Raw genomic sequence first — 22,562 nt, forward strand, 5'->3', positions numbered from 1 at the left:
CGCGGCCATCGTCAGCCCTCGCGACCCGCGGGCAGCGCCTTCATGTTCCTGCGCTTGGCGTAGTAGAAGCCGGCCGCCCCGGCACCGCCGAGGATCACCAGTGGCCAGAAGAAGGCGGCGACGACCGCCGTCGCCGCGGCCGAACCCACGCCCGTCAGCGCCGCCGCGGCCACCGACTGGCCGTTCGAGGCCTTCTTCTTCTTGGCGAATAGATATGTGCCCGCGGCAACGGCACCGCCGACCAAGAACGCGATGACCATGGGGTTCTCTCCGGCTCCGAGCGACCAGTATAGGCCAGATTTCATTTCGCGCCCGGTCTCGCTCCGCGCGCGTGCTCGACCCACCCCATCGGCGGGGCGCCAGCACGAGATTCCCCCGCGATCACGCGGGACGCCGGCGGTGGACGATGGCCACCACCCTCCGCCATACTCGGCGGCCTTGAGCGGGCCCGAACAAGACGAACGCGCCGAGATGACGACCAGCGACGACGGCGGTCACGACGACCTCGCCGATGATGATGGTGGCGAGGACGCCGGCGGCGACGAGAGCAGCGGTGGCGAGAGCGGCGACGGCGTGACCGCCGACGGTGAGCGACCGGCGGGCAAGAAGCGTCGACGTCGACGTCGACGCGGGCGAGGTCGCGGCGGTGAAGCAGCCGATGGCGCCGCGCCGAGCACCGGCACCAGCGCGGACGCGACTGCGGGCAAGCCCGCGGAGGCCAAGCCCGTGACGGCGCAGGATCCCCGCGGCCCGCGAGCGCAGGGCGAGCGCGGACCGAAGCCGGCCCACGATCGCGATCGCGGCGGTCGAGCCCATCACGATCGCGGGCCCCGAGCACACCACGATCGCGCTGGGCGTGCGAGCCAGCCCGCGCGCGAGTCCACGCCGACCGCATCACCGCAACAGGTCGCCGCCTTCGCGCAGGTCGCCGCGGGTCTCTTCAGTCACCTCGACGATCGCGAGGTGCCGTGTCGCCTCGATGGGTGCGGACGCACCTGGACGTGGACCGCCGCCGAACAGATCCAGGCCTTTGGTCAGCCACCGCCGCGGCGGTTGTGCCCCGAGCACCACGCGGCGTTCGAATCGGTCGCCGACACCGAGGTGCGCTGCAGCAACCCCGGCTGCGAGCGCACCTGGACGTGGACGAAGGCGGCCCAGCTCGCGGTGCTGCAGCGCGGTGGCACGCTCGAGCCGCCGACCCGCACGTGCGACGAGTGTGCCCACACCGATCGCAACCTCGGGGATACCGAGATCGCGTGCCGGGTCGACGGTTGCCGGCGCACGTGGACGTGGACCCGCGACGCCCAGCTGAAGCACCGCGCGTGGCTGCGACACACCGCCGCCGAGGCCCCCGAGCCACCGCCCGCGGGTGATCGCCGCGGTCGTCGTCGTCGTCGGGGCCGCAACAGCGACGGGCCGCCGCCGCGGATGTGCGAGCCGTGCCGACAGCGGCAGGCCAAGCTGGTGGATCGGGAAGCCCCCTGCAAGGTGCACGGCTGCACCCGCACCGTCACGATCGACCGCGAGTCCCAGCTTCGAGCATGGGCCGCGACCGGCACCACGGACATCGATGCCGACGTGCCGATGCCCAAGCGCATGTGTGAGGTCTGCCGCGAGTTTTGCCGGCTTCACACCGACCGCGAGGTCGCATGTGGCCGTCCCGGCTGCGACCGCACGTGGACGTACAAGACCGGCGCACAGCTGCAGGCCTTCCTCGCGGGTCGCTTCGAGGACCCGCTACGGCTGTGCGCGCAGTGCATCGCGGGCGGACACGCCCAGGCACCGACGACGATCGAAGGGGCCGAGACGATGCCCTGCGTCGTGCCGCTGTGTGACGGTATCTGGCACTACGTTGTCGGCATGTCGATCGCACCGGCGAACGACGGTGACCATCCCGTCGATCGCATGTGTGACCGCTGCAGGGCCGAGCGCGGCGCGGCGCCCCGCCCCACGCCCCGTGTGTCGTCGAACGACGACGCGCGAACGCTGGAGCCGGACGAGCCCGACGATGCCAGCACGCACGTCGAGCCCAACCCCGCGACCAACCCCGAGACCAGCCCCGAGACCGGCCCCGAGGACGAACCGGACGAGGGCGATGCGCCCCTCGACGCATCGCCGACCGACGAGGCGCATGCCGACGACGGCGAGGCACTCACACCGTCGTCGTGAGACCGGATCGACCCTGAGCCGATCGAGCCTGCGCCGATCGAGTGCCGACGCGACGACGCGCGTCGGCAAAAATCTGCTCGGATCTTGACCGCACGCCCTTCGAGGTGGGAAGGTTCCACGCGCGCACGTTCTTCCCCGGCTCGAACTCCCGCTCCCGCGACAACCTCCGACGTCGACCACTCCCACGCTCTGGGCGTGCGCACCAACTTCCCCGAACCCGGTTCGTCCCGCCGCTGACGGCAAACGCCAGCGACAGCGACGAACCGGGTTTGTTCGTTGGTGCGTGGCTCGGGTAACATGCAAGGCAGCATGGCGAAGGCGCCACCCGATACGCGAGTGCGCGAGGTCCGGCCGATTTCGGCGCCGGGCCCCGGCGAGACGCCGTGCCTCGAGGTCATCGGTGGTCGCAGTTCAGGCCGCGTGTTTGCCCTGAAGACGCCGGTCACCGCGATCGGGCGCGACCCCAGCTCCGATGTGGTGCTCGACGACGACGGGTTGTCACGCAACCACGCGCGCATCCACATGGGCGACCCGCTGTGGATCGAAGATCTCGCTTCGACCAACGGCACCTACGTCAACGGCACCCGCGTCGGGCGAGCACGCGTACGCGAGGGCGACCGCTTGCAGTTCGGACCCAACGCACTCCTGCGGCTCAGCTATTGGAGCATCGACGCGCTGCAGCGAGCGCTCGCCGACGGTGCGAACGCAGGCGCAGAGGCCAGCGCACCGCTGCCGCTCTCGGATCGCGAGCTCGAGATCGCCAGGCTGGTCAGCGAGGGCCTGACCAACGCCGAGATCGCCACGCGCCTGCAGATCAGCGAGCGCACCGTGACGACCCACGTGGCGAACATCTACCGCCGCTTGGGCGTGCACAGCCGCGCGGCGCTGACGCGGTTGCTGCTCGAACGACGCGTCCGCTGACGACGCCGCACGGCGGCGAACACCGCCAGCGCCCACCACGGCGCAGCGCCGGTGCCCTGCGTGCAGCCGCAGCCACCCGCGTCCTCGCCGTCGGCACCCGGCGGTAGCGCACCATCGTCGCTGCCCGCAGTGCCGCCGCCGCCACCGGTGCCATCCGCCGCACCGCCATCGCCGGTGCCGTCGCCCGATCCGCCGCCGGTGCCACCGCCACAGGTCTCGCCCACCGGACACTGCGCGTCGTCGATCACGTACAGCGCACCGCTGGCGTCGTCGACCAGGAACACCTCGTCGCGCACCGGCGTGCCCTCGGGGACGCCGTCGACGCTGGCCTGCGGCCACACCTCGGCGGCACCGACGTCGATGCGCCACGCCTCCCGCGCGGCCGCGCTGGCCAGCGATCGCTTGCGACCAGCGTCGATCAACCACAGCGCTTCGGCCGGATCGTCCTCACCGCGCACGACCAGCGGCGTCTCGCCGAGCGGCTCGCCCGGTTCGATCGCGTCGACGGTCGCAGCATCGATCACCGCGAGATCCCAGAACGTCGACAGCGCCCACGCGGCCTGCACCTCGGGGCCTCCGACCAGACGACGCACACCCGCGGGCACTGCCGGAGGCATGCACGAGAACTGTCCCGGACTCGACTCGAGCAGCGGCGACTCGGTGCCCTCGGTGTCGACCGCGTAGACATAGACCTCGTGGCTGGCGCTGTCGCGTAGGCTTCGCGGGATCTCGATCTCGAAGCCGTGCGCGCACGAGCCCAGCGCATCGCAGAGATCGTCGCGCTGCAGATCGGCGACCAAGGTGATGCCGGTCGCGGTGGGTTCCTCGGCGGGACCACCGAAGTACGCGCGGATCTCGACCGGTGCATCCGGGGTGTCCGGGTCCTGCGCCCAGCCCCGGATCGACTCGCAGTCGACCGCGTCGACCGGCCCCGCGGGCGGCTCGTTGCCGAGCCCGGTGAGGTCCTCGTAGGCCGTCACCAGCGACATGTACGGGCTCACGAACACGAAGCCGACGCCCGCGACATCCTGCTTGATGTTGAAGTGCAGGTGCACCGTCGTGGAGGTGCCGCCGAACTCGTTGGACACCAGGCCGATGACGTCGCCCTGCGCGAGCGACTCACCGCTCGAGACCATGATGTTGCCGCCGTGCAGATAGTCGAAGCGGGTGCCGTCGGCGGCGGTGACGTAGACCGAGTAGCTGCCGATCGAGGTCACCGTGCCGGCCATCACCGAGACGTACGGATACGTGAGGTTGTCGCAGCTGGCGGGGCGGATGTCCTGGCCCTGGTGGCCGGTGCCCGACGGGCACAGCGGCATGTCCCAGCTGCGGGTCTCGCAGTAGTTGTCGCGCCAGGGGTACGCGAAGTTGGCCGCGTCGCACTGCGAACCGCCCGGGCCCTCCGAGCCGCCCACGCCCCACACCTGCGAGTTGGGGTACGACGGCGCGTCCTGGATGGGATAGCGCATGCCCGGGGCGTAGACCGTCTCGTCCGCGGCGCCTTGGCCGGAGCCGGGCACGAGATCGCCGGCGGGCAAGTAGAACGGCTCCGCCTGCGCGCCCGCGGGCGCGAGTACGACGAGCAGCGGCAACGACCACGCGAGGTGACGGCGGATCATCGCGCACCTCCACGACCACCGACATAGACCAGCGACTCGAGCCGCGTCATGAAGGCCCGTTCGTCGTCGCACCACGTCACCGCTCGGCGATCACACTCGATCTCGAAGGAGTACGCGACGCCGTGCTCGATCCACGACGCCGACCAGATCTCTTCGTTGCGGGTCACGAAGCCCGCACCGTCGCGCATCGGATGGGTCGGCTCGAAGGTCCGCACGTGGGGATGCACGCGGGCCTCGCCACTGCCATGGGTGTGCAGCAGGTAGCCGTCGCCGTGGACCGTCAGCGCGTACCAGCTGGGGCCGCTGGTGAGCACCGCGCGAGCGCCGGCCTCGGGCGGTGCGAGCACGGGGATCGGTGCGTCGTCGATGCGCGCCTGCAGACCGGCGTCGTAGCGCGCGCGGGCGACGTGGTCGATGCGCTCCGCGGCCGGCCACGCGATCACGCGGGCCGCCCTCTCGCCACCGAGCACGCGTCCACGCTGCGGCTTGTTGCCGGTTGTCGCCGCCGGAATCTCTGCGCTGCGCTCGAGTGCGAGTGCACCGCCGCGCTCGCCCCCGGGCTCGACGCTCGAGCACCCGCACAGACCGATGAACCAAGCCGTGCAGCCCCAGCCGAGGGCGCGCGCGCGTACGTGGACAGCCATGATTGGAGGTTAGCGAATCCGGTGCAGGGTGACGCGGTCTGGTGGCGCAGACGCCACCCGATCTCCGCCCGCGCCTACGCACCGCTGCGTAGTCCGACGCGTCGGGGCACGTCGCGGACGTAGTCGCCGGCGGAGTTTCGTGGGTACCATGATTCGCTGTGACCGCTCGCCGTCTCGTGACGCTCGCTATCGCCCTGGTCGCCTGCGGACCCGCGGCCGACGGCAAGACCACCCAGGCCTGGAACCCGGACACCACCGGCAGCTCCGACGGCGGTGACAGCGAGGACGCAGGCGAAGTCGCGACGATGGGCGGTGCGTCCTCGCAGAGCAGCACGACCGCGGGCAGCTGCGATCTCGAGTGCGAGACCCCACCGTCGGATTGCCAGCTCGCGCCGGGCACCTGCGAGGGCGACGCGTGCACGTATCCCTTCGCGATCGCCGGCACGCCGTGCCTCACCGACTGCGCCAGCGGCGGGCACTGCGACGCGACCGGCACGTGCATCTGCGGCGCCGACAGCTGCGCGCAGACCTGCCTGCCGGGGCCGAACATGGACGCCGCCTGCGACGACAGCGGCACCTGCGTGCGCACGTGCCAAGCCCCCTACGACGACTGCGATGGCGATCCGAGCAACGGCTGCGAGGTCCCCGTGGGCGTGCCGCACGTGTGCGATCTGAACGGCATCAATCCGGACGGCGGCTGCTGGACCGCCTACTGCGGCGCCGGCCAGGGCGACGGCGTGTTCGACTTCGGCACCTACCACTGCGTCGACTGCTCGACGTGTGGCACCACCGACGGTGGCCAGTGCCATTGGTGCAACCACGACACCGGCAACTGGTTCCCCGCCGAGGCCTGCGAGTGTGGTTCGTACCTCGACGCGGTGTGCGGGCCGTCGTAGCAGGGTGCGGAAGTACGCGAAGCGTTCTTCTGGACAGCCTGCTACGTGACCGTGCCCGCGCCCATCAGCCCTTCTCGAACGCCGCCTCGGCGATCATCGTGTTCTCCAGCGAGTTCTGCCCGAAGGTGAAGCTCGTGTTGCGCGTGAACTTGTAGCTCACCGGCAGCCCGGTCCCGAGGTCGAACAGCATGCTGCCCTCGGTCGTACTCTCGACCGCGATCATGTTGCCCTGCATCTCGGTCGCGCCGCTGCTCTCGACCTCGACCTGCAGCTCGGCGATGCGCTGGCCACCGGACTCGTCGATCTTCACGAGCGTGAACTTGCTCTCGATGTCGGTCGGCAGCATCACACCGGAGTCACCGAGCTGGGTCTCCTCTTCGCGCTCGACCGTGATCGGCTTGCCCACCGCGAGCGACTCCTTGGGGAGATCGGGCAGCGAGACCATCGCGTCGGTCATCGCCAGCAGCTGCAGTGCGCCGCCGTTGCTGGGCTCCTTGCCCTCGCCGGCACCACCCTCCTTGGCCAGCGCCTTGAAGCGCTCGCGCCGTGCGGCGGTCTCCTGCAACGCGTCGGTGCCCTTCTCGTCGACGGTGCCGAGCACGTCGACGATGAACGCGCCGCGACCCTCGGCGAGCAACATGCTCTTGGCGTCGCCCGACGCGTCCTTGTAGAGGCCCTCCACGTCGAGCTTGCCGATGTCGGCGAAGCTCCACGAGACCTTCAGCTTGTCGCCGTTGGGGACCACGTCGAGCAACGCGGAGTACTCGATCGCCGCCTGACCGAACTTGCCGCCACCGCTGGTGTTGAGATCGATCTTGCCCTTCTGCTTGAGCTTGGTCGCGGTCAGGCCGTAGCGCAGCTGCACACCATCACCGGTGGTGGGCGCACCTGCGGCACCGCCGCGCCCACCGGGGCTGTCGGTGCCCCCCTGCTTGTTGCACGAACTACCAGCGGCTGCGCACGCGAGCGCAGCGACGAGACCGAACCGGACGAGCTTCGACATGGCCCGCGTACGCTACCAAAACCCCGCGCCACCGCGGCCACCGGAGGGACCATGGCCGACCGGCCCCGCCCGTGGTAATCCCCGTCGCCCATGGCGCTCGAGTTTCTCGCTGCGTTGTTCGGTCCACGGCTCAAGCTGCCGGCTGATCAGGTCACGCGCCTGCCCGGAGCCGCCAAGAAGGCCGCTGCACCGCACGCCACCGCGATCCAGGCCACGCTCGACAAGATCTCGGCGCTGCCCAACATCGCGGACATGAAGGACACCAAGCGGGTACCGCGGGGCTTCACGCCGCTGGTGAAGGAACTCCTCCACCACGTCGACGCCTACCACGACGCGCTGCGCGAATCGATGGGCCTGACCGACGTCAAGCGCCCCGGCGAGCCGGGCGGCTGCAACGCCTGCTACACCGCGCCGGTCGGCGTCTCGAGCATCGAGGCGCTCAACATCTATCGCGCCGCTCGACCGTGGAAGGACTTCGCGGAGGTCGTGCGCAAGCTCGTCGAGTACGCGCAGGAGCAGTACAAGGACGTGCAAGCCGGCGCCAAGGGCAAGGACGCCGAGAAGGTCCGCTTCGGCGGCAAGGCGGTGCAGAACGGCCGCTTGGTGTTCGCCAAGAAGGAGCACGCGTGCCCGCTGCTCGACCCCGCGACCCAGCGCTGCCGCGTTTGGGCGGAGCGCCCGATCGCGTGCCGCATGCAGCACCACGTCACTTCGCCCGAGCACTCGCGGCCGAGCCACGCCGAGTTCCCCAAGGGCGTGCGCTCGAAGAACCTGCGCCTGCCGGTGCGCGCTCAGGTCACGCTGTCACAGCTCGACAAGCGCATCGCCCTCGAGCTGTCGCCCTTCCTCTACGCCTCGATCCCACAGATCGCCCAGATCACCGAGGGCCAGCAGCTGACCGAGGTCGGCGAGGCGCCGGTGCGGATGCAGCAGGACGGCTCCGTCGCACGCCCGGCCAACCGGAACGTCGCGCACGCCAAGAAATTCCAGAAGGACAAGAAGAAGTCCGCGCGCAAGAAGTGAGCGACTCGCTCACGCGGACCACGACAACCGGGGGCCCCGCGGCAACGCTGGATTCTCGCCGGTGCGGGCGCGCGCCGGCGCCTGCAGCGAGGGCAGCGCGCGGAACGGCGTGCGACCATCGCCGATCGCTCGGCCCGCGATCGCGGCCCGGCGGGTGGCGAGTTCACGCACCAGCGCCCGCCAGCGGCGGAGATCGTCCTTGAGCAGCGGGTCCGAGCCGATCACACAGCGGGCCCGCGCCCGCGCGCTCTCACCGATGCGCTCGCCGAAGTACGCACCCAGCCCACCCAGGGTCGTGGTCGAGAACAACGCGACCACCACGAGGCCGAGCGCCGCCAGCAAGAAGCCCGGGTTGGCGGCGCCCAGGCACATCCAGCACACCAGCGCGAAGACCCCCACGCCACCGCCGACCCCGAGCGCACGCCCGCGCTGCATCGCCAGCGCGCTTGCAGCCTCGGCCTCGATCAGCGCGCCCGAGCTAGCGCGGCCCGAGGTTCGCACCGCCAGCGCACCGGGGGCCCGGCGCTGGGGATCGAGGATGTTCTCGATCGCGATCTGGGCCCGGAAGTCGCCCCGGCGCACCGTCAGGCGTGCGCCGTTGCTGGGGCCCGCCGGCGAGTCGATCTCGACGGTGTAGCCGCGCTCGCGCGGGAAATACATGGCCCAGGTCTGCGCGGCCCACTCGACCAGGCCACGCACCTCGTCACGCACCTGGGCGGGCTTGAGCCCGGTGCACGGCACCGACCATCCGAACGGATCGAAGCCACTGGCCTCGCGCAGATCCACGTCATCAACGTAGCGTGCGCCCAGGGCAGCGTCCACCGACGCTGCGTTCGCATGCACTTCCCAAGGTGGTGCACGCGATCACGATCGCGGCTTCACTTCGTCCACTCATAGCTCACGTACGCCCGCATCGCACCTTTGGCCTCCCCGCACATCATCGTCACGCGGTAGCGATCGGTCGAGCCGGTGATCTTGAGGCGGCCTGGCAACTTCTCGTCGGGCCCGCGTTGCAGGTTGGTGACCTCGCCGCCGACCCGCTTCTCGAGCTGCTCGGCGCACGACTCGGCGGTGGTGCCAGCGGGCAGCTCGAAGAGGATCTGCGACGAGAAGAAGCCCTCGTCGGTGCGCTCGGATCGACTCACGTCCTGGGCCTTCGCGCCCTCGAGCATGTCCTTGCGGAACCAATCGGGATCGCGGAAGCGCTGCCCCAATGGATCGGCAGCGGCGGCCGCCTTGGCGTCGTCCACCGGCGCCGGCGTCGGCTCCTGCACGGGGCGCGCGAGCGGTGGCTTGTTCGCGTCGGCCTTGTCGTCGACCGCGACGGCCTTGCCAGCGTCGGGCTTGGCCTCGGCATGGCTGCCGGCCTTGCCCGCGTCGGCAGCACCGCCGCCCTTGCCCCCGCAGGCCATCGCCACGACCAGGGCCAACCACACTGCTCCGCCTCGCGACCGACGCATCGACATCATCGGGCCGAACACTAGCAGGGCGGCGCGCCCCCTGCCGCCCTCGGCGTGACGGCCGGCGGCCGCCCGCAGCGTCACTTGCCGTGGACGCAGCGGGCCCCGACGGCGGCGTCGGGCTCGAGCTCGACCGCCACCCACGGTGTGTCGATGGCGGGCTCGCCGGCCGCGGGCCGTTGTTCGACGGCGCCATCGGCGGTCCAGAACGGCCCCGGCCCGCGGAACAGCGCGGCGATCGCCTCGACCTCGGCGATGGTCGGCAGCCGCCACTCACTCCAACGGCGGCCGTCGGCCTCGAAGTCGAGCGCCTCGCAGAACGCCCGCGCCTCGTCCTGCGCGACCGCCTCGGCGATGCCGCCGAACAGCTCGACCGCGCCGACGTTGCGCACGATCGGCAGCGGGGGCCCGACCGCGGGCACCTCCAGCGACGCGGTCGCGGCGTCGAGATCGGCGGCGCATCGGAAGCCTCGCATGGGATCGGCCGCAGCCGCACCGCTGCGATCGCCGACGCGGGCCGACTTCCACACCCAGCGCTTGGCTGCCTGCTGGGGATCGGTGGCGATCGCCTTGGCGAGCGGGCCGTCCTTGCGACGGAAGTCGACCGCACCGTAGGCCGCGAGCGGTGCCGCGGGATCGAACTCGTCGGCGACCCACTCGTTGGCGTTGGTGCCCATGCCGCGAACGCCGAAGTAGCTGAGGTCGACGACCGGTGTGTCGATCGGCAGCAACCCAGCGAGGTACTCGTCGCGCAGCTCGTTGCCCCACGGATACATGCGGGCATCGACGCCGCGCGCGGCGTACTCCCACTCGAGCTCGGTCGGCAGACGCTGCCCGACCGAGCTGCAGTACGCGGCGGCTTGCTCGTGGGTCACGCAGGTCTGCGGCACGTTGGGGCGCCCGCCCTCGGGCGTGCGCTCGAGCAGCGCGTCGGCCGAGCACGCCGCGGTGCACTTGCCGGCGTCGATGCAGGCCTGGTAGGCGCTTCGCGTGACCTCGTTGACGTCGATCCAGAAGCTCGACGCCTGCACCACGCGCGGTGGCTGACCCGCCCACTGCAGCCGCGGATCGCCGGCGGTCTTGCGGAAGTCGTAGGTCGAGGGCAGATCGCCGACGATGAACTCGCCCTTGGGGATCTGCACTTGCTGGCCCTGCGGCACCACGCGGGTTGCCAGGGCCACGCACTGCCCCTGCGCATTGCGACCGGTGCCTCGCGTGCACTCCGAGGGCAGCTCGTTGCCCCGCGGATCGATGACGGGCTCGGGCGGCTTCGGAGGCGGCTCGGCGGTCGCGAGCGGTATCGGGTCGGGGGTGTCGACGACGTCGAAGCGATGCGAGCTCCGATCGCACGCAGGCGCGAGCAAGGTGAACACGAGCGGGAGGATTTGACGACGCATCGCGACTTCCAGGGCCGGGGGAGTGTACCGCTTCGTCCGAGCACCTTGGCCGATCCGATGCACGCGCCGCAGCGGCATCGCCGGTGCTGCCGGCGCCAACGCGGTTGGCGGCCCGGCCGGCCTCACAGCTCGAAGCGCGCGAGGTGCTGGTCCGGCAGCGGCGGCCGCAGCAGGCTGCCCGCCACCAGCCCCGCGACGGTCGCAGCCACGCCGAGCACGCCGATCTGCAGCGACCACGGATTGAGTTCGGCGTACCACGCGGGCGTCAGCTGCTGCAACGCGAAGGCCAGGAAGCAGGTGCCCAGCCCCGCGCCCAGCCCCCACGTCGCGCCGGCCCGGTTGGCGCGGCGCCAGTACAGCGCCGCGAGCGTCAGCGGCAGGAACTGGATCGGCACCGCGTACGCGAGCAGCAACAGATCCACCACCGAGGCGCGGCCACCGATCGCCAGCAGCGCGAACGCGACGATCGCCAGCACGACCACCGATACCCGCATGCCCCGGGTCTGCGCACGATCGTCGAGCGCCATGCCGAGTCCGACCACGCCGACGTCGCGCACGAGGATCGAGGCGCCGGCGTGCAGCAGCGCGTCGCCAGTCGACATCGAAGCCGCCAGCACCGCGAACGTGACGATCGCGACCACCAGCTGGGTGTCGCCGAGCTCGGGCCGCGACACGATCCACAGCAGCACCGAGTCGTCGGCGGGCCCCCCGGCGAGCAAGGCCGCGTAGCCCAGCAACAACAGCGGCACCAGGAAGAACAGAAAGCTCGGATAGAGCACCGCCGACAGCTGCACGAGTCGCGCACTGCGGGCGGTGAAGCACTTCATGAAGACCTGCGGCCACATCGAGAAGCCCAGCGCGGACACCAGGATCTCGCTGGTGTACTGCCCGAAGCCGGTCGGGCCGGGGCCCGGCAGCACCAGCGCGTCGGGCCGCTCGAGTGCAACGCGATCGAACATGGGCGCCACGCCGCCGAACAGCTCGTGGGGCACCCACAAGCCCAACCACCACACGATGACCAGCATCGCCGCGCCCTGCAGCACGTTGGTCCACGCGACCCCGCGCACGCCTCCGATCACCACGTAGGCGACCACCACGGCATAGACCACGAATGCGCCGAGCCCCGGCGACCAGCCAGTGACGGCCTGCATCACGACGCCGGCGCCCTTGAGCTGGATGACGAGGTACGGCAAGAACGCCAGCACCGTCGCGACGCCCATCCAACCGGTCACCGCGCGGCTGTCGAAGCGGGCGCCGATCAGCTCGGCCTGCGTCACCAGGCCCAGGCGCGCGCCGAGCCGCCGCACCTTGGCGCCGAAGTAGAAGACCGGCACGAAGCCAACCGCGCCGTAGGCGAGGATGTAGAACGCGTCCGAGCCCTTCGCGACCACCCGCTGCGGGGTCCCGAGCAAAGCGTAGGCGCTGAACACCGTCGCGCCCATCACGAAGTACATCACGAGCGGTCCGAACGCGCGCTCGCCCGCGACGTAGTCGGCGACGTCACCTCGGCCCACGCGTCCGGCCGCGATGCCGATCGCGAGCGTGATCGCGAGGTAGCCGAACACCACCAGCGCCGGCATCGTCGTCATCAGCCGCCGCCCTCGTCGTCGTGCTCGCGATCATCGACGCAGCGCAGCACGTAGAGCAGCGCGAGTGCGCCGCAGTTGAGCGCGACCACGATCAGCACGTAGACCAACGACCACGGCAGGCCCAGCACCCGCGGCTCGACGTGATTGCCGAGCAACGCGTAGGCCGGCGCGACGAGCAACACGGTCGAGGCCGCGAAGTACACGAGGCCGACGCGCGCCAGCGCCCTGCGCCATGCCCGGGGCGAGTCCACGTGTGCTACGCCAGCGCCTTGCGCAGGAACGCCAGCGTGCGATCCCACGCGATCTTGGCTGCGGCGGCGTCGTAGACCTCGGGCCGGTGATCGTTGAAGAACGCGTGCTGTGCGTCGTAGAGGTGATCCTCGACTTCGACGCCCGCCGCCCGCAGGCGCGCGACCAGATCGTGCGCCTGCGCGACCGGGATGTAGTCGTCGTGCTCGGCGAAGTGGGTCTGCACCGGGCCCGAGAGCCGATCGAGCCGGGGCTCGGCCTTGGGATGCACGCCGTAGAAGTCGACCACCGCGCAGATCGACTCGGGATACTCGCCGGCGGCGTGCAGGGCCAGCTTGCCGCCCATGCAGAACCCGACCGCCGCGACCTTCTTCGGCGTGACCGAAGCGTGGGCCAGCAGGTACGCCGCGGCGCCACCGAGCTGCCGGCTGGCGTCGGGGATGTCGAGCTCCATCAGGCGGCGCCCGGCATCGTCGGGTCCGCTCGCCGACTCACCGCGGTAGAGATCGGGCGCGAGCGCGGCGAAGCCCGCCGCAGCGAAGCGATCGGCGACCTGCTTGATGTGATCGACCAGACCCCAGTACTCCTGGATGACCAACACGCCCGGCCCATGGCCACTGGCGGGGAGCGAGAGGTAGCCGGTCGCAGTGCGACCGTCCGCGGGGAACTCGACCATCGATGACGCCATGTGCTGCTCCTTCGGAGGGTTTGCCGACGAGGTCGGAGTGTAACAAAGCTCCCCTCGCGCGAGCGCCCCGCGTATCCTCGCGAGCACCGTGAAGTACGACATGGTCGACCGCCGCTGCATCGTCACGGGCGCGAGCTCGGGCATCGGCAAGGAGATCGCGCGCAACCTGGCCTACTTCGGCGCCTCCGTGGTGCTCGCGTGTCGCGACCGCGATCGTGGCAGCGCCACACTCCACGAGATCGTCACGGACAGCGGCAACGAGAACGTGACCATGATGCAGGTCGACCTCGGCCATCGGCAGTCGATCCGCGCGTTCGTCAAGAACGTGACCGCCGGCGGCCCGGTGCACGTGCTCGTCAACAACGCCGCCGTGCTGTGTGCCGATCGCCGCGTGAGTCCCGACGGCATCGAGCAGACGTGGGCGACCAACGTGCTCGGCTACTTCGCGCTGACCAACCTCCTGCTCCCGACCCTGCGACGCTCGGGGCCGGCGCGGGTGGTGAACGTGGCGTCGACGTTCGCCCGGGGCCTGCAGCTCGACGACGTGCAGTTCGAGCGACGCAAGTACTCTGGGATGGCTGCCTACGCCGCCAGCAAGCAGGCCGATCGCATGCTCGCGTGGCGCCTCGCCGAGCTGACGGTCAACGACGACGTGAGCGTGCACGCCTGCCACCCCGGTGCGGTCGGCAGCGGGCTGTTCCGTGAGCAGAGCGGATGGTTGGGACGACTCATCCGCATGGGTCAGGGGTGGGCACTCAAGTCACCGAACGCGGGCGCGCTCACACCGACCTTCGTGGCGGCGGACCCCACGGTCGCGGCCGAGAGCGGACGCTTCTGGATCGATCGTGCCCCGCGGCCATGCCCGTTTGCGCGGGATCGGGCGGCGCTGCTCGAGCTGTGGCGCATCTGCGTCGAGCAGACCCAGTGTGATGCGTGATCCAGCTCGCTCGCTGTGCCACGCGCAACTGTGTTGCGTGAGCACACCACGATCGCCGCGACACGTGTGACACGTGACAGCGCTGTCGTAGTGTAACGATGGACGCCGCTGCGCAATACAAACCATCGTGCGCGCGGTGGAGACGGTGTGCGGTCGCGGGATAAACCCCCGCGATCGTGTGGGGAATGACCCGGATCCCGTGTGCCCGCATCGGCCGCGGTGGCGGAATCGGGCGGCATGGCGGACCGCTGACGGATCCGTGTTCACGCTGCAATCGCGTGCCTCGACGGTGACCTACGCCATCGTACGGTCGATCCAGCACCGAGACCGCGCACGTATTGAATTTGGCGACTGGAATCCCGGCGAGGATCGAACAGACTTTTGGGTGCGCAGGAACTGGCCCGAGCGGCCATACAAGAGGCAGGTGTCATGAGTCTTCGAGCAAACATCGATCATCTCGCGGCGGCCCCGGGCATCGTGGCCGTCACCGTGGCCGATCCGGCCGGCAACCTCGAGTTCCGCGGCGAAGAGACGTGGAGCCCCATTCTCGGAGCCGCCATGGGGCTCCTCAAGAAGACCGACGAGAGCACGATCCGTCTCGTGATCGGTCAGCACACGGTGGTCCTGCAGGGAGAAGGCGACGAGACCGTCGCCGTCGTCCTGCCCACCGGTCACGCGATTGCGAAGTCGCTTCGCCGCATGATCCGTCGCATGTCCCGCAAGGTGCGTGCGCCGATCGTCCGGCCGGCCATCTCGCAGTCGGTGAGTGATCCCACGCATCCGACCACCTGGGGCTGATCCCTGGGCCGGCTGTGGGGGCACGCACACCGCGCACTGCCTGCCCGACCTGCAACCCGCCCCACCCCGTCGACGAGAACGTGCGTCGACGAGGACGGGACGGGGGGCCAGGCCGGCTGTCAGTGGCCCCCGGCGAAGTCGTAGAAGCTCGTATCTTCCAGCTTGGGTAGTGCGTCGCGGCGAACGAGTAGCGTTCGGACCGCCCATAGATCGCTGAACACCCGGTACCGCAGCGCGGTCTGGTCGAGGTAGTCGACCCCGGCCGAACCACCCGTGCCCGTGCGTCGACCGATCACGCGCTCGACCATGCGTGCGTGTCGCTGACGGAACACCAAGAAGGCTTGCTCGAGCGCGACGATGCCGTCGACGACCTCGCGTGGCCACGCGAGCAGCGGCAGCTCGCGATAGCTCTCGATGAAGACGATGGCCGCGCGGATGCGACTGGTCCGCTCGCGCTCCTCGAGCGGGCGATCCTCCGCGAAGAGGAACATGCGCGCGCCGTCCTTCTCCTTGCGGTAGCGGGTCGCGAGCCGCTCGCGGTCGTTGTCGTTGGTGGCGAGCGCGACGGCCTGGGCGAGGTTGCCGTCGACCTCCTTCGCGTGCGCCTGCAGGTAGTCCTCGAGGAACGCCTGCACGCGGGCACCATCGTCGGGCTCGCCGGGGTGCGAGCCGCAGATCGGCGTGCGGTACAACCAATGCTGCATCGCGGTGAGGATGGTGGGGAGATCTTCGCGGCGCTTCAACACGCGGCGCAGCGCCGGCGACTCGCCCCCGCCCGGAGCCCGCAGCGCGTCGAGGTAGCTGCCCTCGCCGCCGAGCGAGACCCGGACCTCGTCGGCCAAGCCCAGCAGGAATTCGATCTCGCGCAGCTGTGCCGACTGGAACCCGCTCGCCGGCGAGAGCTTGTCGCGGAACGCCAGGTAGTCCCGCGTGGTCATGCTCTCCATCAGCGCGAAGTGCTGCGCAACGTTCTGCATGAGCAGCACGGCGCGACGCAGTCCATGGACGACCTGCGCGAGCGACTGCTCGGGCACCGGCTCCTGGGCCATGCAGTCACGCACCACCACGAGCTCGCGCAGCACCAGCTTGAACCACAGCTCGTCGATCTGATGGATGGTGATGAACAGCACCTCGTCGTTCGCGAGCGCAGTCTCGCTGTCATCCACACCGCTCTGCAGCGCGAGCAGTGACTCCACCTTGATGTAGTCCCAGTACGTGGTCGGCGGTCGTGCCATGGGCAGAGCCGACCCTGCCATCGCCGGTCAGGGCATGGCAAGCCAGCGCGGCTCGATCGGCCGCGCAAAGCGAGCCGCGTCCAGCTCCGCCAGCGAGAGCACCGTGACGTGGGGGACCACACCGCGGGTCAGCTCGGCCACCACCGCACGCGCGGCCGGCGTGGCCAACAAGACCACTGGCCGTCGCTGCAGGTCCACTGGCGCATCGGTGAGCGGTGCGACCCAACGCACACGCGTGGCCTCGTCGAGTTGCAGTCGACCACCCAGCGCTCCGCCGACGCGGTGCAACACGAGCTCCTGCTCGGCATCGGGCTCGAACCGCAGCCAGCGCGGCTCCTCGAGCCGCGCGAGCGCGTCGAGCATGGGTGGCAGCCACGTCGGCGCCAAGCGCTCGCGCACGAACGCGAGCTCGGCATCGCGACGGCCCGCGAGCTCGGGCGGACAATCGGCGAGCGCCGCGAGCACGTCGGAGAGGCGTGGGCACGGCACGCGCTCGCGCACGAAGCCACGCAGCAGCGCGGCGACCTCCAGCCCGTCGCGCCCCTGCAGCGCACGGTCGACCAGGCCGGGCTGCTCGCCGCGCAGATCGTCGAGCGCGTGCTCGACGGCGGGCAGCGCGACGAAGAGCTCGGCGTGATCCATGAGCGCGCGGAACACCGACAGCACCGCGGTCTCGTCCCGCGCGACGCCGCCGGGCAGCGTGCAGCGCAGCAGTCGTCGGTCCTCGAACCAAAGCTCGAGGGTGTGCTCACCCAGCGTCGGCTCGGGCTGCACGTCGAGCTCCGGCAGCTCGAGTCGCAGCGTGCTCGCGCAGCGCCGACACACCTCTTCGATCGCACGCTCGAGCGTGCGGAGCTCCTGCGCAGCGGCATCGCCGAGCAGCAGCCGCAGACGGCCGACCCCGCGCTCGGCCTCCGTCGGCCGCTGTCGTAGCTCGCGAGCGCTCAGCAACAGGGCCAGCGTGACGAGGCCGATCGCCGTCGCCACGAACGCCAGCGTGGGCATGCCCGGCACCATCGCCATCAACGCCAGGAACGCGGCGGGCACCAGCAGCATGCGGGGCTCCAACCACGCGAACGCGACCCGAGCCCCGTCTTGCCGATCGACGCGCGACACCAGCACACCGGCGGCGAGGCTGACCAAGAGCGCAGGGATCTGGCTCAGCAAGCCGTCGCCGATCGTCAGCCGGCCGTAGAGCGACAGCCCGTCGACCATGCCGAGATCGTGCCGCCAGCGCGCGACCGCGATGCCACCAAGCAGGTTGATCGCCGTGATGACGAGCCCGACGATCGCGTCGCCCTTCACGAAGCGCATCGCGCCGTCCATCGCGCCGTAGAAATTCGAGCGCTCACCGAGCCGAGCCCGGCGGGCCGAGGCCTCGCGCGCAGAGATCACCCGCGCGCGGAGATCGGCATCGATCGCCGCCTGGTGACCAGGCAACCCGTCGAGCGCGAAGCGAGCACCGACCTCGGCGACCCGCTCCGCGCCGCGCGCGATCACGAGGTACTGCATCGCCGTGATGATTGCGAACATCACCCCGCCGACCAGCAGGTCGCCGCGGACCACCACCTCGGCGAACGCATCGATCACGCGACCGGCGTCGGCCTGGCTGAGGATGAGTCGCGTGGTCGAGACGTTGAGCGCCAGGCGGTACAGCGTGAGCAGCAGCAGCAGCGTGGGGAAGGCGAGGAAGTCGGTGGTGCGACGGACCAACAGCGCCGCCACCAGCAGCAGCACCGCCGCCGCCAGCGACAGCGACAAGAGCAGGTCGACCAGCGCCGTCGGCAGCGGCACCAGCACGCACGCCAGCAGCGCGATCACCAGCAGGGTCGGCAGCAGGCCCGGCAGCGCCCGCAACAAACCGCTGACCCCGGCCAGCATCGGCGAGCTCCCGCCTCCGTTCGCCATCCTCGGACGCAGGCTAGCAAGCCCGGCCCGGCAAGCGCGAAATTCTGGCGTGACCGCGGCCGATCGCCGACCGCGGGGCCGGCCGACCGATCACTGCGCGCCGTCGGGGAAGTCCTCGAGGCTCTGCTCGGCCCTCTTCTTGCTCCCGAAGTAGATCTTCATGCCCTCGCGCTGGAAGAACTGCCGGATCATGGTCTCGTCGACCTTGCTGGCCCGCTCGGTGATGGTCGAGAGGTTCTTGACCAGGGGCCCCACGAACTTGGACACGCCCTTCAGCTCGTCGGTGAGATCGCGCAAGTTGGCGGTCGCGACCGATGCGTCGTCGATGATGGTGGCGATCTTGCGACGCTTGTCCTCGTCGACCAGCGCGGCGAGCTTCTCGACCTCGGCCAGGGCCTTGTCGGCGCGCTCCAGCAGGCCCGGCAGCTTCTGGTCGAGCTCGGTGGTGATGCTCTCGACGTTGCCCACGATGCGGGTGACCTTCGGACCGGTGAGCAGCGCGTTGGCGTTGTCGACCAGCAGGTTGCCGTCCTTCACCAACTCGGCCACGCCGGCCTCGTTCTGCTCGGTCATGCGCCGCACCGAGGCCGAGGTCGCGGTGACGTCCTCGACGATCTGATCGATCTGCGCGCGCGTGATGATGGGCGGCTTGCCGTCCTTGCCCGAGGCATCGGCCAGCAGATCGTTGAGCTGGCCCGCCAGCGGGGCCAGGGCGGCGGCAATGGAATCGTCGCCGCCGAGGATCGGCTCGAGCGCGTTCAGCACCTCGTCGATCTCGAACGGCACGTCGACATTGGTGATGGCGCCGCCGTCGGGAATTGCCGGCGCATCCCGGTCGCCGGGCTCGAGCTGCAGGTACTTCTCGCCCAGCAGGCTCTTGGCACGCACGATGGCGCGCGCATCCTCGTGCAGCACGATCTCGCCGTCGAGGCGCAGCGTGAGCACCGCGATGTCGTGATCGACACCGACCTTCTCGATCCGTCCGACCGATACGCCCGCGATCTTCACGGCGTTGTTCTCGACCAGCCCCGCGGCGTGGGCGAGCCGCAGCTCGTAGTGTTTGCCGCCGCCGCCACCGATGGCGCCGATCGACTGCGCCAACCAGATGAGCAGGCCGACGGTGGCGATGACGAAGATGCCGAGGCCGATGTGGGTGCGATTCATGGATGGTCCGAGGCGGAGGTCACACGACCTGGATGGGTCCCGAGGTCGAGCGATCGAAGAACTGTCGCAGCGCCGGGTGGCAGTGGGCCTCGAGCTCGCGCTTGGGCCCGTAGTGCACGAGCTTGCCGCCCGCCAGCATGCCGATGGTGTCGGCGATGGTCAGCGCCTCGGCGGTGTCGTGGGTGATGACGATGAACGAGATGCCCAGCGTGCGATGCATCTCCATGATCAGCTCGTCGAGCGTGGCCGACATCACCGGATCGAGACCGGAGCTGGGCTCGTCGCACAGCACGATCTCGGGCTCGAGCGCGATGGCCCGCGCGAACGCGACGCGCTTGCGCATGCCACCGGAGAGCTCGGAGGGGAACTTGTGGGCGGCGTTGGGCAGGCCGACCCGCGCGAGCTTGTCCTGCACCTTCGCGCGGATCTCCGCCTCCGCCATCTTGGTGTGCATGCGCATCGGGAACGCGACGTTGTCGCCGACATTGATGTCGTCGAACAGCGCGCCGTCTTGGAAGAGCATGCCGAACTTGCGACGCACGTCGAACAGCAGCCGCCGGTCGCGAGCCCGTCGCTCGTCGAGCTGCGCGATGTCGTGGGGCCCCACGAACACCGCCCCCTGATCGGGCTTCATCAGGCCCACGAGGATCCGTAGGAGCACCGACTTGCCGGTGCCCGAGGGGCCCAGGAGCACCGTGATCGAGCCCTTGCGCACCGTCAGGCTGACGTCGTCGAGCACCTTGTGGGTGCCGAACGCCTTGCAGACGTGCTGCAGCACCACCGCATCATCGGGCCCGGGGACGTCCACCGCGGCCACGATACCGCGCGGGCGCGCTGCTCGTCGCGCTCGATTGCGTGCGCACCCCCACTGCCCGGAGCACTCGCACCATCCGAGCCGCCGTTGGCCGGCTCCATCGGCGTGCGCAGCCGTGGGCGAGTTCGCGGCAATTTCGTGCAGTCGGCTGCGGCCGCACGCCGACGTGCCCATGGTTGCCCGCAGATGCCTGCTTCCCAGCGTCGTCGATGGTCGAGGTGGCTCCTGCGCGCGGTGCTGGCCCTGCTCGTCAGCGCAGGCGCGCTGCTGGTCTACGGCACCGCGATCGAGCCCGCGCGCCTGCGCGTCAGCGAGCGCGAGCTGGCGCCGGCGCGCTGGCCCGCGACGCTCGGGGGTCTGCGGGTCGCGGTGCTCACCGACCTCCACGTCGGTGCCCCGCACATCGACCTCGCGGCTCTGCGCGCGGTCGTCGATGCCACCAACGACGCGGCGCCCGACCTCGTGGTGGTGCTCGGCGACCTCGTGATCGATGGGGTCGTGGGTGGGCACTTCGTGGCCCCCGAGCCGATCGCTGCCGAGCTCGCGCGCCTGCGACCCGCTGGCTCCGTGTTCGCCGTGCTCGGCAACCATGACTGGGGCTTCGATGGCCCCCGCATCACCGCTGCGCTCGAGCACGCCGGCATCACTGTGCTCGACGACCGCGCGGTGAGGCTCGAGCGCGGTCTGTGGATCGCAGGCATCTCCGACCTGTGGACCCGCGCGGCCGATGTCGAGCGCGCGCTGGCGGCGGTCGACGACGACGCGCCGGTGATCGCGATCACCCACAACCCCGACGTGTTCCCGTCGGTCCCGACGCGCGTGTCGCTCACGCTCGCGGGGCACACCCACGGCGGTCAGATCGACGTGCCGGTGGTGGGGCCGCCGGTGGTGCCATCGAAGTTCGGCCAGCGCTACGCGGCCGGACACGTGCTCGAGCACGGCCGGCACCTGTTCGTCGCGACCGGCATCGGCACCAGCATCCTGCCGGTCCGCATCGCGGTGGTCCCGACCGTCGACGTGCTGACCCTGGTTGCGTCACCACCCTCGAGACGAGCACCGGAGTAGCCGGCGAGCGTCAGGGCACGCCGCAGCCGCCGACGGCCGCATCCCAGCCTGCGATCTCGAGCCACGGCTTGCACACCTGGCCGAGATCGAAGCCCGCGCACTGCTGGTCGCCCATCGGCGCGTCGGCATCGCAGAAGGTGGTGCAGCACGCCGCATCGACGCAGTCCGGCACCTCGCTGCCGTCGACGCAGAACGAGCCCTCGGCGCAGTCGGTGGTCTCGCTGCAGCCCTGCCCGTAGCCACCTGTCCGCGGCCGCGTCGGATGGCACACGAACGACTGCGAGGCCTCGGCCGGCACGCAATCGAACGCCGCCGGACAGTCTTGCTGCAGCGGATCGCAGGCCTGCAGGCACACCGTGAAGACCCCGTAGATGTTCTCGAAGCAAGCCGAGCCCTCGGGACACACCGGTGCGACGACCGAGCCCTGGCACTGCGGCGCGCAGCTGCCGAGATTGGTGTCGGGATCGACGCCCACGCAGAACGAGCCGAGCGCGCAGGTGTCGATGCCGGAGAAGCCGCTGCCCTCGACCTGGCAGACATCACCGGGTTGATCCGGCGAGGGATCCAGGGGCGAGCAGCGAGCACCGTTCCAGTCGTCGCCGCCGTCGGCCGCCCACGGCACGCACTTCTCACCGAACGGACAGTCCTGCGCCCAGACGTCGCACTCGATCAAGGTATCGCCACCGTCGGGCTCGCACAGGAACGCGCAGGTGTCGATGGTGTCGATGGTGTCGTCGACGGTGTCGAGGCTGTCGTTGCCGGTGTCCGGCGAGCTCGGGTTCGGCGGCACGCTGGTGGCCGTGGCCACCGTCGAGCTGCCGACGGTCGTGCTCGGATCGCCACCGACGGTGCTGCCCACGGTGCTGCCGAGGGTGTTGCCCTCGGTGCCGTCGGAGTCGGTGTTGCCGCCGGTGCCGTCGCCCACTTGCACCTGCGGCCCGCACCCGACCGCGACCAGAACCATCAGGCCAAGCCCAGCTTTG

At 70.4% G+C, this 22,562-nt stretch carries 22 protein-coding genes; 7 read left to right on the top strand and 15 right to left on the bottom strand.

Annotated elements, in window-relative coordinates; genetic code table 11:
- Positions 1–11: 11 nt before the first annotated feature.
- Positions 12–260, bottom strand: coding sequence for a hypothetical protein (locus IPH07_22345; GenBank protein MBK6920157.1), 249 nt, complete (start codon positions 258–260; stop codon positions 12–14).
- Positions 261–438: 178 nt separating this feature from the next.
- Between IPH07_22345 and IPH07_22350 the strand changes: the two genes are divergently transcribed.
- Positions 439–2,169 (top strand): hypothetical protein, encoded by a 1,731-nt coding sequence (locus tag IPH07_22350; GenBank protein MBK6920158.1) that lies wholly within the window; start codon positions 439–441, stop codon positions 2,167–2,169.
- 522 nt (positions 2,170–2,691) lie between these two features.
- Positions 2,692–3,090, top strand: coding sequence for an FHA domain-containing protein (locus IPH07_22355; protein MBK6920159.1), 399 nt, complete (start codon positions 2,692–2,694; stop codon positions 3,088–3,090).
- Here IPH07_22355 and IPH07_22360 read toward each other — a convergent pair.
- Together IPH07_22360 and IPH07_22365 are read right to left on the bottom strand one after the other, a co-directional pair.
- Positions 3,021–4,709: a M23 family metallopeptidase gene (locus IPH07_22360; GenBank protein MBK6920160.1), complete on the bottom strand. Its 1,689-nt coding sequence runs from the start codon at positions 4,707–4,709 to the stop codon at positions 3,021–3,023. The two genes, IPH07_22355 and IPH07_22360, sit on opposite strands and share 70 nt — an antisense overlap.
- On the bottom strand, positions 4,706–5,353 hold the full coding sequence (locus IPH07_22365) for a hypothetical protein (GenBank protein MBK6920161.1): 648 nt from the start codon (positions 5,351–5,353) through the stop codon (positions 4,706–4,708). Before IPH07_22365 ends, IPH07_22360 begins: the two co-directional genes overlap by 4 nt.
- 176 nt (positions 5,354–5,529) lie before the next feature.
- On the opposite strand from IPH07_22365, the gene IPH07_22370 reads away from it, so the two are divergent.
- Positions 5,530–6,249, top strand: a complete 720-nt coding sequence (locus IPH07_22370) for a hypothetical protein (GenBank protein MBK6920162.1) — start codon at positions 5,530–5,532, stop codon at positions 6,247–6,249.
- A 64-nt stretch (positions 6,250–6,313) separates the two neighbouring features.
- On the opposite strand, the gene IPH07_22375 is transcribed toward IPH07_22370, so the two are convergent.
- The gene (locus IPH07_22375) at positions 6,314–7,252 is read right to left on the bottom strand and encodes a hypothetical protein (GenBank protein ID MBK6920163.1); all 939 of its coding nucleotides are present in this window, start codon (positions 7,250–7,252) and stop codon (positions 6,314–6,316) included.
- 90 nt (positions 7,253–7,342) lie between these two features.
- On the opposite strand from IPH07_22375, the gene IPH07_22380 reads away from it, so the two are divergent.
- Positions 7,343–8,275, top strand: a complete 933-nt coding sequence (locus IPH07_22380; protein ID MBK6920164.1) for a YkgJ family cysteine cluster protein — start codon at positions 7,343–7,345, stop codon at positions 8,273–8,275.
- 9 nt (positions 8,276–8,284) lie between these two features.
- Here IPH07_22380 and IPH07_22385 read toward each other — a convergent pair whose 3' ends face one another.
- The 6 genes from IPH07_22385 to IPH07_22410 all read right to left on the bottom strand — a co-directional run bounded on the left by IPH07_22385 (position 8,285) and on the right by IPH07_22410 (position 13,658).
- The gene (locus tag IPH07_22385) at positions 8,285–9,061 is read right to left on the bottom strand and encodes a hypothetical protein (GenBank protein MBK6920165.1); all 777 of its coding nucleotides are present in this window, start codon (positions 9,059–9,061) and stop codon (positions 8,285–8,287) included.
- Between the two features lie 92 nt (positions 9,062–9,153).
- Positions 9,154–9,735 (bottom strand): hypothetical protein, encoded by a 582-nt coding sequence (locus tag IPH07_22390; protein ID MBK6920166.1) that lies wholly within the window; start codon positions 9,733–9,735, stop codon positions 9,154–9,156.
- Positions 9,736–9,815: 80 nt separating this feature from the next.
- Positions 9,816–11,132, bottom strand: coding sequence for an SUMF1/EgtB/PvdO family nonheme iron enzyme (locus IPH07_22395; protein ID MBK6920167.1), 1,317 nt, complete (start codon positions 11,130–11,132; stop codon positions 9,816–9,818).
- Between the two features lie 122 nt (positions 11,133–11,254).
- The gene (locus IPH07_22400; GenBank protein ID MBK6920168.1) at positions 11,255–12,721 is read right to left on the bottom strand and encodes a sodium:solute symporter family protein; all 1,467 of its coding nucleotides are present in this window, start codon (positions 12,719–12,721) and stop codon (positions 11,255–11,257) included.
- On the bottom strand, positions 12,721–12,972 hold the full coding sequence (locus IPH07_22405) for a hypothetical protein (GenBank protein ID MBK6920169.1): 252 nt from the start codon (positions 12,970–12,972) through the stop codon (positions 12,721–12,723). The genes IPH07_22400 and IPH07_22405 overlap by 1 nt, the downstream gene beginning before the upstream one ends.
- A gap of 5 nt (positions 12,973–12,977) precedes the next feature.
- Positions 12,978–13,658: a dienelactone hydrolase family protein gene (locus tag IPH07_22410; protein ID MBK6920170.1), complete on the bottom strand. Its 681-nt coding sequence runs from the start codon at positions 13,656–13,658 to the stop codon at positions 12,978–12,980.
- An 88-nt stretch (positions 13,659–13,746) separates the two neighbouring features.
- Between IPH07_22410 and IPH07_22415 the strand changes: the two genes are divergently transcribed.
- Together IPH07_22415 and IPH07_22420 are read left to right on the top strand one after the other, a co-directional pair.
- A complete protein-coding gene (locus IPH07_22415; protein MBK6920171.1) occupies positions 13,747–14,595 on the top strand; it encodes an SDR family NAD(P)-dependent oxidoreductase in 849 nt (282 codons plus the stop codon).
- 429 nt (positions 14,596–15,024) lie between these two features.
- Complete coding sequence (locus tag IPH07_22420) at positions 15,025–15,393, top strand: hypothetical protein (GenBank protein ID MBK6920172.1); 369 nt, start codon at positions 15,025–15,027, stop codon at positions 15,391–15,393.
- A gap of 119 nt (positions 15,394–15,512) precedes the next feature.
- Here IPH07_22420 and IPH07_22425 read toward each other — a convergent pair whose 3' ends face one another.
- From IPH07_22425 to IPH07_22440, 4 genes are all read right to left on the bottom strand, one after another.
- Complete coding sequence (locus tag IPH07_22425) at positions 15,513–16,628, bottom strand: tryptophan 2,3-dioxygenase (protein ID MBK6920173.1); 1,116 nt, start codon at positions 16,626–16,628, stop codon at positions 15,513–15,515.
- Between the two features lie 27 nt (positions 16,629–16,655).
- The gene (locus IPH07_22430; GenBank protein ID MBK6920174.1) at positions 16,656–18,536 is read right to left on the bottom strand and encodes an FHIPEP family type III secretion protein; all 1,881 of its coding nucleotides are present in this window, start codon (positions 18,534–18,536) and stop codon (positions 16,656–16,658) included.
- 90 nt (positions 18,537–18,626) lie between these two features.
- The gene (locus IPH07_22435) at positions 18,627–19,700 is read right to left on the bottom strand and encodes an MCE family protein (protein ID MBK6920175.1); all 1,074 of its coding nucleotides are present in this window, start codon (positions 19,698–19,700) and stop codon (positions 18,627–18,629) included.
- Positions 19,701–19,719: 19 nt separating this feature from the next.
- Positions 19,720–20,688: an ABC transporter ATP-binding protein gene (locus IPH07_22440; GenBank protein ID MBK6920176.1), complete on the bottom strand. Its 969-nt coding sequence runs from the start codon at positions 20,686–20,688 to the stop codon at positions 19,720–19,722.
- A 12-nt stretch (positions 20,689–20,700) separates the two neighbouring features.
- Between IPH07_22440 and IPH07_22445 the strand changes: the two genes are divergently transcribed.
- A complete protein-coding gene (locus IPH07_22445) occupies positions 20,701–21,579 on the top strand; it encodes a metallophosphoesterase (GenBank protein MBK6920177.1) in 879 nt (292 codons plus the stop codon).
- 10 nt (positions 21,580–21,589) lie between these two features.
- Here IPH07_22445 and IPH07_22450 read toward each other — a convergent pair whose 3' ends face one another.
- Positions 21,590–22,543: a hypothetical protein gene (locus IPH07_22450; GenBank protein MBK6920178.1), complete on the bottom strand. Its 954-nt coding sequence runs from the start codon at positions 22,541–22,543 to the stop codon at positions 21,590–21,592.
- Positions 22,544–22,562 lie beyond the last annotated feature (19 nt).

This window comes from Deltaproteobacteria bacterium, from assembly GCA_016709225.1.
In the GTDB taxonomy this organism is placed as follows: Bacteria; Myxococcota_A; Polyangia; order Nannocystales; family Nannocystaceae; genus Xiheibacterium; species Xiheibacterium phototrophicum.

Coding starts and splice junctions, on each gene's coding strand:
- IPH07_22345 (MBK6920157.1), bottom strand. CDS start 260: ATGGTCATCGCGTTCTTGGTCGGCGGTGCCGTTGCCGCGGGCACATAT.
- IPH07_22355 (MBK6920159.1), top strand. CDS start 2,692: ATGGGCGACCCGCTGTGGATCGAAGATCTCGCTTCGACCAACGGCACC.
- IPH07_22360 (MBK6920160.1), bottom strand. CDS start 4,709: ATGATCCGCCGTCACCTCGCGTGGTCGTTGCCGCTGCTCGTCGTACTC.
- IPH07_22365 (MBK6920161.1), bottom strand. CDS start 5,353: ATGGCTGTCCACGTACGCGCGCGCGCCCTCGGCTGGGGCTGCACGGCT.
- IPH07_22375 (MBK6920163.1), bottom strand. CDS start 7,252: ATGTCGAAGCTCGTCCGGTTCGGTCTCGTCGCTGCGCTCGCGTGCGCA.
- IPH07_22380 (MBK6920164.1), top strand. CDS start 7,343: ATGGCGCTCGAGTTTCTCGCTGCGTTGTTCGGTCCACGGCTCAAGCTG.
- IPH07_22390 (MBK6920166.1), bottom strand. CDS start 9,735: ATGCGTCGGTCGCGAGGCGGAGCAGTGTGGTTGGCCCTGGTCGTGGCG.
- IPH07_22395 (MBK6920167.1), bottom strand. CDS start 11,132: ATGCGTCGTCAAATCCTCCCGCTCGTGTTCACCTTGCTCGCGCCTGCG.
- IPH07_22400 (MBK6920168.1), bottom strand. CDS start 12,721: ATGACGACGATGCCGGCGCTGGTGGTGTTCGGCTACCTCGCGATCACG.
- IPH07_22410 (MBK6920170.1), bottom strand. CDS start 13,658: ATGGCGTCATCGATGGTCGAGTTCCCCGCGGACGGTCGCACTGCGACC.
- IPH07_22420 (MBK6920172.1), top strand. CDS start 15,025: ATGAGTCTTCGAGCAAACATCGATCATCTCGCGGCGGCCCCGGGCATC.
- IPH07_22425 (MBK6920173.1), bottom strand. CDS start 16,628: ATGGCACGACCGCCGACCACGTACTGGGACTACATCAAGGTGGAGTCA.
- IPH07_22430 (MBK6920174.1), bottom strand. CDS start 18,536: ATGGCGAACGGAGGCGGGAGCTCGCCGATGCTGGCCGGGGTCAGCGGT.
- IPH07_22435 (MBK6920175.1), bottom strand. CDS start 19,700: ATGAATCGCACCCACATCGGCCTCGGCATCTTCGTCATCGCCACCGTC.
- IPH07_22440 (MBK6920176.1), bottom strand. CDS start 20,688: ATGGGCACGTCGGCGTGCGGCCGCAGCCGACTGCACGAAATTGCCGCG.
- IPH07_22445 (MBK6920177.1), top strand. CDS start 20,701: ATGCCTGCTTCCCAGCGTCGTCGATGGTCGAGGTGGCTCCTGCGCGCG.
- IPH07_22450 (MBK6920178.1), bottom strand. CDS start 22,543: ATGGTTCTGGTCGCGGTCGGGTGCGGGCCGCAGGTGCAAGTGGGCGAC.